The 11,991-nt window shown below is 56.7% G+C and carries 13 protein-coding genes; 7 read left to right on the top strand and 6 right to left on the bottom strand.

Annotation, left to right across the window (positions count from 1 at the left end; genetic code table 11):
• Positions 1 to 4: 4 nt before the first annotated feature.
• The 3 genes from tuf to parC all read right to left on the bottom strand — a co-directional run bounded on the left by tuf (position 5) and on the right by parC (position 4,335).
• On the bottom strand, positions 5 to 1,180 hold the full coding sequence (tuf, locus tag AC2FI7_RS06600) for an elongation factor Tu (RefSeq protein WP_010441214.1): 1,176 nt from the start codon (positions 1,178 to 1,180) through the stop codon (positions 5 to 7).
• Positions 1,181 to 1,294: 114 nt separating this feature from the next.
• Entirely contained in the window at positions 1,295 to 1,888 is a 594-nt protein-coding gene (locus AC2FI7_RS06595) for a hypothetical protein (RefSeq protein ID WP_010437743.1), read from the bottom strand.
• A gap of 98 nt (positions 1,889 to 1,986) precedes the next feature.
• The gene (parC, locus tag AC2FI7_RS06590; protein WP_496816055.1) at positions 1,987 to 4,335 is read right to left on the bottom strand and encodes a DNA topoisomerase IV subunit A; all 2,349 of its coding nucleotides are present in this window, start codon (positions 4,333 to 4,335) and stop codon (positions 1,987 to 1,989) included.
• A 201-nt stretch (positions 4,336 to 4,536) separates the two neighbouring features.
• Between parC and AC2FI7_RS06585 the strand changes: the two genes are divergently transcribed.
• From AC2FI7_RS06585 to AC2FI7_RS06560, 6 genes are all read left to right on the top strand, one after another.
• Entirely contained in the window at positions 4,537 to 5,154 is a 618-nt protein-coding gene (locus AC2FI7_RS06585) for an SH3 domain-containing protein (RefSeq protein WP_238528749.1), read from the top strand.
• A gap of 70 nt (positions 5,155 to 5,224) precedes the next feature.
• Positions 5,225 to 6,052 (top strand): SDR family NAD(P)-dependent oxidoreductase, encoded by an 828-nt coding sequence (locus AC2FI7_RS06580; RefSeq protein ID WP_010437736.1) that lies wholly within the window; start codon positions 5,225 to 5,227, stop codon positions 6,050 to 6,052.
• Between the two features lie 80 nt (positions 6,053 to 6,132).
• The gene (locus tag AC2FI7_RS06575; RefSeq protein ID WP_010437734.1) at positions 6,133 to 6,333 is read left to right on the top strand and encodes a twin transmembrane helix small protein; all 201 of its coding nucleotides are present in this window, start codon (positions 6,133 to 6,135) and stop codon (positions 6,331 to 6,333) included.
• A 3-nt stretch (positions 6,334 to 6,336) separates the two neighbouring features.
• Positions 6,337 to 6,909 carry a cob(I)yrinic acid a,c-diamide adenosyltransferase gene (locus tag AC2FI7_RS06570; protein ID WP_010437732.1) on the top strand — a complete coding sequence of 191 codons (573 nt, stop codon included), beginning with the start codon at positions 6,337 to 6,339 and terminating at the stop codon, positions 6,907 to 6,909.
• Positions 6,910 to 7,093: 184 nt separating this feature from the next.
• The gene (locus tag AC2FI7_RS06565; RefSeq protein ID WP_010437730.1) at positions 7,094 to 7,852 is read left to right on the top strand and encodes an electron transfer flavoprotein subunit beta/FixA family protein; all 759 of its coding nucleotides are present in this window, start codon (positions 7,094 to 7,096) and stop codon (positions 7,850 to 7,852) included.
• Complete coding sequence (locus AC2FI7_RS06560) at positions 7,852 to 8,781, top strand: electron transfer flavoprotein subunit alpha/FixB family protein (RefSeq protein WP_010437728.1); 930 nt, start codon at positions 7,852 to 7,854, stop codon at positions 8,779 to 8,781. The genes AC2FI7_RS06565 and AC2FI7_RS06560 overlap by 1 nt, the downstream gene beginning before the upstream one ends.
• 59 nt (positions 8,782 to 8,840) lie before the next feature.
• Here the strand turns inward: AC2FI7_RS06560 and AC2FI7_RS06555 are convergent, their stop codons facing one another.
• Positions 8,841 to 9,659 (bottom strand): DUF6473 family protein, encoded by an 819-nt coding sequence (locus AC2FI7_RS06555; protein ID WP_083828986.1) that lies wholly within the window; start codon positions 9,657 to 9,659, stop codon positions 8,841 to 8,843.
• Between the two features lie 163 nt (positions 9,660 to 9,822).
• On the opposite strand from AC2FI7_RS06555, the gene AC2FI7_RS06550 reads away from it, so the two are divergent.
• Positions 9,823 to 10,698 carry a 3-hydroxybutyryl-CoA dehydrogenase gene (locus AC2FI7_RS06550; protein WP_010437724.1) on the top strand — a complete coding sequence of 292 codons (876 nt, stop codon included), beginning with the start codon at positions 9,823 to 9,825 and terminating at the stop codon, positions 10,696 to 10,698.
• A 79-nt stretch (positions 10,699 to 10,777) separates the two neighbouring features.
• Here AC2FI7_RS06550 and AC2FI7_RS06545 read toward each other — a convergent pair whose 3' ends face one another.
• Entirely contained in the window at positions 10,778 to 11,668 is an 891-nt protein-coding gene (locus tag AC2FI7_RS06545; protein WP_496816054.1) for a lysophospholipid acyltransferase family protein, read from the bottom strand.
• 42 nt (positions 11,669 to 11,710) lie between these two features.
• Positions 11,711 to 11,980 (bottom strand): HPr family phosphocarrier protein, encoded by a 270-nt coding sequence (locus tag AC2FI7_RS06540; RefSeq protein ID WP_010437721.1) that lies wholly within the window; start codon positions 11,978 to 11,980, stop codon positions 11,711 to 11,713.
• Positions 11,981 to 11,991 lie beyond the last annotated feature (11 nt).

Genomic DNA, 11,991 nt, shown 5'->3' with positions numbered 1-11,991 from the left:
AGCCTTACTCGATGATTTTCGACACAACCCCGGCGCCGACGGTGCGGCCGCCTTCGCGGATGGCGAAGCGCAGGCCGTCTTCCATCGCGATCGGGGCGATCAGCTCGACGGTGAAGCCGACGTTGTCGCCAGGCATAACCATCTCGGTGCCAGCCGCCAGAGTCACGGTGCCGGTCACGTCAGTGGTCCGGAAGTAGAACTGCGGACGGTAGTTCGCGAAGAACGGAGTGTGACGACCGCCTTCTTCCTTGGTCAGGATGTAGGCTTCGGCTTCGAACTTGGTGTGCGGTGTAACCGAACCCGGCTTACACAGAACCTGGCCACGCTCAACGCCGTCACGGTCGATACCGCGCAGCAGGGCGCCAATGTTGTCGCCCGCTTCACCGCGATCCAGCAGCTTGCGGAACATCTCAACACCGGTACAGGTGGTTTTCTGAGTGTCACGGATGCCGACGATTTCGATCTCGTCGCCAACATTGATCACGCCACGCTCAACACGACCGGTCACAACAGTACCACGACCCGAGATCGAGAACACGTCTTCGACCGGCATCAGGAACGGCTTGTCGACTTCACGCTCAGGGGTGTCGATGTAGTCATCAACAGCCGCCATCAGTTCTTTGATCTTCTCTTCGCCAATTTCCGGGTTGTTGCCTTCCATTGCGGCCAGAGCCGACCCTGCGATGATCGGAATATCGTCGCCGGGGTATTCATAGCTGGACAGCAGTTCGCGAACTTCCATCTCAACCAGTTCCAGCAGCTCTTCGTCGTCAACCTGGTCAACTTTGTTCATGAACACGACCATCTTCGGGATGCCAACCTGGCGGCCCAACAGGATGTGCTCGCGGGTCTGCGGCATCGGGCCGTCAGCAGCGTTCACAACCAGGATCGCGCCGTCCATCTGGGCAGCACCGGTGATCATGTTCTTGACGTAGTCGGCGTGGCCGGGGCAGTCGACGTGCGCGTAGTGGCGGTTGTCGGTCTCGTATTCCACGTGGGCGGTCGAGATGGTGATGCCACGTGCTTTTTCTTCCGGCGCGCCGTCAATCTGGTCATACGCTTTGAAGTCACCGAAATACTTGGTGATTGCTGCGGTCAGCGTGGTCTTGCCGTGGTCAACGTGGCCAATCGTACCAATGTTGACGTGCGGCTTATTACGCTCAAACTTTTCCTTTGCCATTCCTCAGGCGCCCTTTTGCAATTTTGGGGGACCCGTGGTCCCGCGGTTACATCTGCGCGCGCGAGATATTTGGTTCAGGGGGGAAAATCAAGCACATCCTGATGGAAAAGCCGCTCAGGACGCCGGATTTTGCGCCACAACCTCGTTCTCCAGCGGCTGAATAAGGTCAGGGCGGCGATCAAACCAGCCATTGTCTTTATGTTCTTCGGCCAGCCACTCTTCGACCCGGTCGGCAACCTTCAGGGAAAGCCCGCTCATTTGCTCTTCTTTTGTGCGTTCGTGACCGGACCCTTTGAGGGCGCTACCTCCGGTCGTGTCTTCCAAAACCTGAAACTGCTTGCCTTTGGCCAGAAACTCTTTGTTTTTTACGTCATACACATTCACCAGAACGATAGCCGTGCTCTTTGGATTGTAGATCACCGGGATACCGGGCGGGGCAAGCATGTAGCCTTCAAGGCTGATGCCAATATCGTATTCCTGAGCGCCTTCGTAGCGGCCCAATCGAATATCTACTGCATTCTGAATTGCAGCAGTCCATTCATCGGGTGTTGCATCCCGCGAAACCGGCCCCTGCACAGCTTTGTCAGCAAAGGCATAGTTAACGCGCATTTTGAATTCACCCAGCGACTCGGGCTCTTCGTAAACTTGTGTCTGGGTGCAGGCGCCCATCAGGGCCAACCCGGTGATCAGTGTCAGGATGCGCAACATGTCTCTCGTCTCGATAGGCCTGTTTTTATTGGATGTAGCGCACCGATACCGCTTGTGCCAAGCGGTATCGGCAGAAATTCACCAAACTGTTGGTCTGGTCACGAGAATTTATAGTCGCGCGGGAAGCCATAGGGCGCTTTTTTCCCAACGCCTGCACGCTTAGCCAGCCATTGGGACATATCCGCCTCATGCCGGGTCTTGTCGCCACCCATGGACCATTTCAAGCCGTCGTCCCAGTTGAAAGTCGTCACGTCGGACAAGCCGCCATCCAGTTCCAAGGTCCCCTGTCGCCCACGGGCCATATTGTACTTTTGCAGGCGCACACCTTTGCCCCGGGTCATCTCGGGCAGTTCTTCCGTCGGGAACACCAGGAACTTGCCGTTCTGAGAAACCACGGCGACGTGATCGCCAGCGACCGGCTTACAGATCATGGCGGTTTCGTCGCCTTTGACGTTCAGCACCTGTTTACCGTTACGTGTCTGCGCCAGCACATCATCTTCGGGCACCATAAAGCCGTTACCCGCATCCGAGGCCACCAGCAGTTTGCGCCCCGGCTTGTGGATCAGGATGTCGATGATTTGCACCTCGTTCGGCAGGTCGACCATCAGACGGAGCGGCTCGCCCATGCCCCGCCCACCAGGCAGGTTAGCAGCGCTGACAGTGTAGAAACGGCCGTTAGAGGCAAAGACCAGCAACCGGTCCGTTGTTTCCGCGTGGAAGATGAACCGCGGGCCGTCACCGTCCTTGAATTTCAATTCGCGCTTCAGATCGATGTGGCCGGTCATGGCGCGTATCCAGCCCATCTGCGAACAGACGACCGTGATCGGCTCCTTGTCGATCATCGCCTCAAGCGGCACTTCCTCGACCTGACCGGCCTCGGCAAATTGCGTGCGACGCGCACCGCCTTCATAGTCTTTGCCGAAGGTCTTCTTGGTCTCTTTGAGCTGCTCGGCGATCTTGGCCCATTGCAAGGCGGGATCGGCAAGCAAGTCTTCGAGATTGGCGCGTTCCAGCATCAGCTCATCGCGTTCGCGGACCAGTTCCATCTCTTCCAGACGGCGCAAGCTGCGCAGACGCATGTTGAGGATGGCGTCAACCTGAACTTCGGACAACTCGCCCTCGCCCGGTTTGGGCGGGACATAATCAGACTCATCAGTCGCGCGAACATGATCAATGCCCCAATCTTCGCGCATCAGCGCCGCCTTGGGGTCGTCATCATAGCGGATGATGTCGATCACGCGGTCGAGGTTTAGGAAGGCGACAATAAAGCCCTCCAAGACCTCCAAGCGATGGTCGATCTTAGCCATGCGATGGCGAGAACGACGCAGCAGCACCTCTTGCCGGTGATCGAGGAACGCGCGCAGCACTTCCTTCATCGAACAGACCTTGGGCGTCACGCCGTCGATCAGCACGTTCATGTTCAGGCTGAACCGCACCTCAAGGTCCGAGTTGCGGTAGAGCATGCCCATCAGCACCTCCGGGTCCACGTTCTTGGAACGCGGCTCAAGAACCAGGCGGATATCGTCAGCAGATTCGTCGCGCACATCGGCGAGGATCGGGATTTTCTTGGTCTGGATCAGTTCGGCGATCTTTTCGATCAGCTTGGATTTCTGAACCTGATAGGGAATCTCGGTGACAACGATCTGCCACTGACCACGGCCCAGATCTTCGACTTCGAACTTGCAGCGAAGACGGAAGGAACCACGCCCGGTGCGATAGGCCTGCGCGACATTTTCTGGTGGCTCGACGATCACGCCACCGGTCGGGAAATCCGGACCGGGGACGTAATTCAACAACGTGTCGTCGCGCGCATCCGGTGTTTTGATCAGATGCAGACAGGCGTCGCACAACTCCGAGATATTATGCGGCGGGATATTCGTCGCCATCCCAACCGCGATACCGCTGGCGCCATTGGCCAGCAAGTTCGGGAACTGTGCAGGCAGCACCACCGGTTCGGTCAGCGTGCCATCGTAGTTGTCGCGGAAATCAACAGCGTCCTCGTTCAGACCCTCAAGCAATGCCTCCGCGACTATGGTCATCCGCGCCTCGGTGTATCGCGAGGCCGCCGGGTTATCCCCGTCGATATTGCCGAAGTTCCCCTGCCCGTCGACCAGCGGATAACGGACGTTGAAATCCTGCGCCAAACGCGCCATCGCGTCGTAAATCGCAGCATCCCCGTGTGGGTGATAGTTACCCATCACGTCGCCCGAGATTTTCGCAGACTTACGGAAACCACCCGTCGCGCTGAGTCGCAGCTCGCGCATCGCGTAGAGGATTCGCCGGTGAACCGGCTTCAGACCATCGCGCGCATCCGGCAAAGCGCGGTGCATGATAGTGGACAGCGCATAGGTCAGATAGCGCTCACCAATTGCGCGGCGCAGCGGTTCAGCTATCTCGCCCCCATTGTCAGGGGCCTCCATATTGGGGTCGTCAATCGTATCGTTCATACATGATGTGATACGACGCAAGCGCGCGCGGGTAAAGCAATCGGCGCATATTTTGCTGGGGACAAGTCGCGCTTTTTGCAACAGGGGGAGACAAGTCCCGGATTTCCCCCATCTTTCGACTCAATCCCGGTTCTATGGTATGCTTTCGAACATTAAGATTGCTGCCTTTATATTGATGTTACGATTGCCAGGGGGTGCGCTATGACGCGCGTTATTGTTATCACTTTCGCCATGCTCGGGTGGAGCTTCTACGTCATGAGTGGAGGCCCTGATTTCGAGCCGCGCGGGACACGGGCCGAACAACCTGTGCCTATTGCCACGGCCCCTGAGCCCAAACCCACTTCTGCGCCAACGCCGCGTGCTGAAGAACTCGTGACCAATGTCGCAACCCGCCCTGTTGCCGCGCGAGCAGAACCTGAACCCTTGGCCGAGGAGGATACAGCTGTTGTTCTTTCACAAGTCGCGGCCAATACATTGCCTCAGTTTTCCGCATTTGACGGAAATGGTGCCAGCTTCACGCTCGCTTCGCTTGAGGACGGTGCCGCCGGGCTGGTGCAGGTTGAAACCGAGGTTCAGGACGATATCACGCCTACCTCTCAGATTATCGAACCCGAAAAGGACATTCGGGAGATATCAGGCACACGCGTAAACATGCGCGACGGGCCTGGTACGATCTACCCCATCATAGCAAAGGCAAATATTGGCCAACGGGTTGAAGTGCTAAGCGATTCAGGCACGGGATGGCTGCGGCTGAGACTGCTTCCCGGGCAAAGTGTGGGTTGGATTTCTGCATCACTGGTTCGGAAGCCAACAAACTGACGCAACTGTGTCATTGTCCTGACCTGAAGCTCGCAATACCAAGGGGGCGAGGTTCAGTTTCGGAAGTGACATGCAAAAGACCATTCTTATTACTGGGTGCTCTTCGGGCATCGGACTGGATGCGGCGCACGGCATGCGCGCACGTGGCTGGCGTGTCTTTGCATCCTGTCGGCAGCAGCGCGACTGTGATCGGTTGCGGGCGCAAGGTTTCGACAGCCCGCTGATCGACTACACCGACACCGACAGCATAGCATCCGGTCTGAACCAGGTGCTTGAAACAACCGGAGGCACGCTGGATGCACTGTTCAACAATGGCGCGCACGGCCTTCCCGGTGCGGTCGAAGACGTCCCGATCGAAGGTATGCGCCTGATTTTCGAGACCAACGTTTTTGGCTGGCACGAGTTGACCCGACAGGTGATTCCGGTGATGCGGGCACAAGGCCATGGACGGATCGTACAGAATTCATCGGTACTGGGGTTGGTCGCATTTCCATGGCGTGGCGCATATGTTGCCACCAAATATGCCATAGAAGGCCTGACCGACACATTACGGTTGGAGCTTCGGGATACTGATATCAAGGTCATCCTGATCGAACCGGGTCCGGTGACCTCGAAAATCCGAGTGAACTCAATCCCGGTGTTCGAACGCTTCATAGATTGGAAAAACTCTGCCCTGCGCCAGAAGTACGAGGATTCGTTGCTGAAACGCCTCTACGAATCATCTGGAAACGACAGGTTCGAACTGCCTGCTTCTGCCGTTACGGCCAAACTGGCTCATGCAGTCGAATCCAAACGCCCGCGCGCACGCTACTATGTGACGACGCCGACCTACATCGCTGGATATCTGCGCCGCATCCTGCCGACCCGAACCATCGACCGCATTCTCTCGGACATCTGAGGCGAAATTACCCGTTCGCTTTTGCCTCTATCAACGCTAGATGAGGGGTCATCGCGAGAACAAACAAGGATGGTGATCTTATGGACCTATTAATGGTCGTATTGCTTCTGGCTATGGCGGCAGTGGTTGCCGTGCTGGTGATGGGCATTGCCAACTTTGGAAAACCCGGCAAAGACGCAGCCATGAAAAGCAACAAGATGATGCGCCTGCGCATCCTGTTTCAGTTCATTGCAGTGGTGCTAATCGTGCTCTACGTCTACCTGCGCGGACAGGGAGTTTAAGGCATGGTTGTTCTCAACAAGATTTACACGCGCACAGGCGATGACGGCAAAACCGCTTTAGGCAATGGTGAGCGCGTCGCGAAATACTCTGGGCGTGTCGCGGCCTATGGCACAGTGGACGAATTGAATTCCTTTGTCGGCGTCGCCCGAACCGAGGCTGAAGGAGAGGTCGAAGCCGCCCTATCCCGCATCCAGAACGACCTGTTTGATCTGGGGGCTGATTTCTGCCGCCCCGATATGGACAAGGATGCCGAAGCCGACTACCCGCCTCTCCGCATCGTCCCCGCCCAGATTGATCGGCTGGAGGCAGAGATCGACGCAATGAACGAAACACTCGAACCGCTGCGCAGCTTCATCCTGCCGGGCGGTTCACGTCTGGCGGCGCATCTGCATGTCTGTCGAACGGTCTCGCGCCGGGCAGAACGTCTGGCGGTTGAGCTGACAAATATGGAACCGGTCAATGAAACGGCGGTGAAATATCTCAACCGACTTAGCGACTGGTTCTTTGTCGCCGCGCGCTGCGCCAATAATGGCGGACGCAATGATGTGCTCTGGGTTCCGGGTGCGAACCGCTGATCGCGCCCGTCATGGAGAAATAAAAATTCGTTTCTTGTCGAAAAAATGACAAAACGCGACGTCTCGAAAGCATGACGTGACGATTTTGCTCTGTTGCAGCGCATCACGACCCGCTATCTAAACCGCGAGAGCATTGGTGGAGTCGCTGCGCGGCTTGCCGTTTTTGTAAGGAGCATACGCAAAAATGAAGGTACTTGTGCCTGTCAAGCGCGTGATCGACTACAACGTGAAAGTTCGTGTTAAGGCGGACGGGAGCGGAGTTGATCTCGCCAATGTAAAAATGTCGATGAACCCCTTCGACGAAATCGCAGTGGAAGAGGCAATTCGCCTGAAAGAAGCGGGCAAGGCTGACGAAGTTGTTGCCGTTTCAATCGGTGTGAAACAGTCGCAGGAAACCCTGCGGACCGCCTTGGCCATGGGTGCAGACCGTGCGATCCTGGTTGTCGCAGCTGATGACGTACACACCGACATCGAGCCTCTGGCCGTGGCGAAAATTCTCGCCAAAGTGGTCGAGGAAGAGCAGCCGGGCATCGTTCTGGCGGGCAAGCAGGCGATCGACAACGACATGAACGCCACCGGCCAAATGCTGTCGGCCCTGCTGGGCTGGTCGCAAGGCACTTTCGCATCTGAGCTGGATATCGAAGGCGACAGCGCCAAGATCACCCGCGAAGTGGATGGTGGTCTGCAGACTATCAGCGTCAAGATGCCAACCATCGTCACCGTTGACCTGCGTCTGAACGAGCCGCGCTATGCGTCGCTGCCGAACATCATGAAGGCGAAGAAAAAGCCGCTGGATGAGAAAACCGCCGCCGACTACGGCGTCGATGTCACTCCGCGTCTTGAAATCGTCAAAACCGACGAGCCGCCGGCGCGCGCCGCTGGTATCGTCGTGGGCTCGGTCGACGAGCTGGTTGAGAAACTCAAAGAAGCGGGGGCTGTGTAATGGCTGTACTTCTGCTTGCCGAAGTCAACAACGGCGAACTGAGCTTTGACGCGACCGCCAAAACCGTCGCAGCCACCAAGTCGCTGGGCGAAATCACCGTTCTGGCCGCAGGTGGTTCGGCCGCTGCCGCTGGTGAAGCTGCTGCCAAGATCAATGGTGTGTCCAAGGTTCTGGTCGCCGAAGATGCCTCGCTGGGCCATCGCCTGGCGGAATCAACCGCAGCGCTGATCGTGTCGCTGGCTGATGGCTATGAGCACATCGTTGCTCCTGCCACCACCGACGCCAAAAACGTCATGCCGCGCGTTGCCGCCCTGCTGGACGTGATGGTGATCTCGGATGCGTCTGGTGTGGTTGACGGGTCGACCTTCGAGCGCCCGATCTACGCGGGCAACGCGATCCAGACCGTGAAATCGAACGACGCCAAGAAAGTTGTCACCATCCGGACCGCCAGCTTCGATGCTGCGGGCGAAGGCGGCGCGGCTTCTGTCGAGACCATCTCGGTTGGCGATAACCCAGGTCTTTCCGAATGGGTTGAGGATAAGGTTGCTGAAAGCGACCGTCCGGAACTGACCTCGGCAGGCGTCGTAGTTTCGGGCGGCCGTGGTGTTGGCTCGGAAGAAGATTTCAAGCTGATCGAGGCGCTGGCGGACAAGCTGGGCGCTGCTGTTGGCGCGTCGCGCGCAGCGGTCGACTCGGGCTATGCGCCGAACGACTGGCAGGTGGGTCAAACCGGTAAGGTTGTTGCCCCCGATCTTTACGTCGCCGTCGGTATTTCTGGTGCGATTCAGCACCTGGCTGGCATGAAGGACTCCAAGGTCATTGTTGCGATCAACAAGGACGAAGAGGCACCAATCTTCCAGGTCGCCGATTTCGGACTGGTTGCCGACCTGTTCCAAGCCGTACCGGAGCTAACCGAGAAACTCGGCTGATAACAGGCGAGGTTTTTCTTCAAAATTTCTATGAGGCCCGCCATTGGCGGGCCTTTTCTCTAAATGCCCAAATCTCTGATCGCACGGTTCAAAGCGTCTGCGATTCTGCGATGTGTGGCAGGGCCGATCATATGTTCAGCAATTGGCTGCTGCAGAGTGCCAAATAACATATCCTCAAGCTCATCAGATGCGCCTGATACCTGCACATGCAGAGTAATGAGGCCTGCGCTTTGAGGCACCAACACTTCGACACTCGATGTATCCAACGTAACCGGATCATCCGATACCGAGCCCAGCGCGTGATGATCTGCTTTCAATTCGAGCAACATAACCGGAGGCTTAACTTTGCGCAGAAAAGTACCGAGCCTTTCAACCCAACCTTTGCGCAGCTCTTGCTCAATCATCTCAAAGCGCGCATCTGTATGTGCCTTCAAACGGCTCAGCAGATGACGAACAAAGTGGACATCGGTGAAGTCTATTTCGGCATACAACCCCACCAATTCCGACGTTGGTGCAACGAAACGGTCATTACGACGAGGATGAACTCGATAGAACCGGTTGGTCTGGCCAAGCAAACCAGGCAACTGCAAAACACAAAGCTCGGACTGGTTCGCGAGTTCGAGCAGCCCGGAATCCCGTGTCAACGACTCAAGGCCGCAAAACAGACTACCAAAGTTGAGACACCGGCGCTGTAGGCGGTGCTCGAGTATTGAGGGATACGGTGCCTCAACAAAACGACCAAATGTCTCCTCGCCCCCGAAGCACGCCACGTAAGGCCTCTCCAAAGCTCTTTGCGGGCCTCGGTAGAGCAATTTCGAGGCCCCATAGGTGCACGTTGTTTCAACGGAACCATCCGCGTTGATTGATTGATAGCTCATCACACTCACCCAAATTTTCACCCAACTGCCATTTTGCCGCCGCAAGTCTTGCGAAAATCCTAATGCGCGCATTTGAAGCGAATTTGATCGGGCCGATCCCCTTGCCGCCCGCGCCGAAGTGCCGATAATGTCGCCCGTATCCTGCGAACAAGGACATCAGAATATGGACGTAAAATCAGTCGGAGTGATCGGCGCTGGACAAATGGGCAACGGGATCGCTCATGTGATGGCGCTGGCAGAGTATGATGTTCTTCTGAACGATATCAGCCAGGATGCCCTAGATGGTGCAATCTCGACAATCGAAACCAATCTGGTGCGGCAAGCGTCGCGCGGCAAGATATCAGACGAGGCGGTAAAAGCCGCCTTGGGGCGGATCACCACGACCCTAAACCTACCGGATCTGGGGCAGACCGACCTTGTGATCGAAGCTGCAACCGAGCGGGAAACGGTGAAGCAGGCGATCTTTGAGGATCTGCTACCTCATTTGCAGCCTCACACAATACTGACCTCGAATACATCGTCGATTTCCATCACCCGGTTGGCCAGCCGTACGGATCGACCCGAACGCTTCATGGGATTCCATTTCATGAACCCGGTGCCAGTGATGCAATTGGTCGAATTGATCCGGGGTATTGCCACGGATGAGGCAACGTTCAACGCCTGCAAGGCTGTTGTGGACCGATTGGGAAAGACCTCAGCCAGCGCCGAGGATTTTCCGGCCTTTATCGTCAATCGGATCCTGATGCCGATGATCAATGAGGCGGTCTACACGCTTTATGAAGGCGTCGGCAGCGTTCAGTCTATCGACCAATCCATGAAGCTGGGCGCCAATCACCCTATGGGGCCGCTGGAGCTCGCGGATTTCATTGGCCTAGATACCTGTCTTGCGATCATGAATGTGCTGCACGATGGTCTGGCTGATACCAAGTATCGTCCATGCCCGCTGCTGACGAAATATGTCGAGGCTGGTTGGCTGGGGCGCAAGACCGAACGAGGGTTCTACGATTACCGCGGTGAAGTTCCGGTTCCGACGCGATAGTGCATAAGAGGTCCAGCCCTCTCTTGAGCCCGCGGCTCAATTCACTCCCGAGATATTTATGGCCAGATGAAGAGACGGATCAGTGTTTGCCCAGGGCAATCGTGTGATCGCGGAGCCAAGCCATGAAACCACGTGGGTCGCGTTCCAAAAGCGCCATATCTTCATCTGACACCGGGTCGCCTATAACCGGAGACTGCGGCTTGTTGCAGGAGCGGACAATTTCGTGCAGCAAAAGACCTTGGCGAAGTATAGGCGAAAGCCGATTGGCGATCTGGTACCAACGCGAGTTGCTGCCGGGGAAGAAGATCGGCACCACTTTAGCGCCCGAGCGGCGGATCATCTTGGCAGTAAAGACGTTCCACTCCCGCTCGATCGCAGGGCCGAACCAATCATCCGATGACATCACAACACCTGAAGGGAAGAGAGCGACTACGCCGCCATCGGCCAGGTGATTCATCGTCTTGCTGCGCATTTCAAGCATCTTGGCCTGCGCTTCGGGGTCGTGCGGAAACGGCACCGGGATCATGAACGAGGTTGCTGCCTCATCCAAACCGGTCAGAACCGAACGGGTCAGGATACGATAATCACTACGAACCTGACCTATGAGTTCGGCAAGGATCATGCCATCAACCATGCCGTGCGGGTGGTTGGCGACAACCACAACCGGGCCCTCTTTTGGGATACAGGCGATCTGTTCGGCGGGGGTGGTGAGGTTGATGCCCATAATCTTAAGCGCACCGCCCCAGAATTTCTGGCCCCGATAATGTTCGTTCTGCTTTTCGAACTTGTTGACCATACGCAGAATGGTCAGCTTGCCGGTACACCATTCGATCGCGCGAATGGCGGTGGACGTCCAGGCATCGTCAAACGAGTTGGCGTAGGTCAGCGTTCTGCGGTCGTAGATTTCACCCTGGTCGGTGTCTTGATCTGCGACTGGGCCGGTCTTTGTTTCGTGCGTGGTTTCCGCCAATTGCCTGGTCTTTCCGTCCTTGATATCGTCGCAGTTACGCTATCAGAACCCTTCGCCGAACTTGTCGTTCACCAGGGTTTCCAACGCTTCTGCCAACGCCTCAGCATCCGGGCCGGACGTCTCGACGTCAATAGTAGTTCCGCGCGACGCTGCCAACATCAAAAGGCCCATGATACTGTCACCCGAGGCAGAAAGCCCGTCGCGCGACACCTCGGCACGTGCGTCAAAGCCTTCGACCACCTCAACCAGCTTGGCTGAGGCGCGGGCATGTAGGCCTTTTTCATTTATTATTTTCAAACTCTTGGTCGTCATATGATTGTATC

The sequence above is a fragment of the Ruegeria sp. YTSA064 genome, assembly GCF_059610325.1.
The sequence above is the reverse complement of the archived record's forward strand: the minus strand, read 5'-3'. Positions and strand labels throughout refer to the sequence as shown.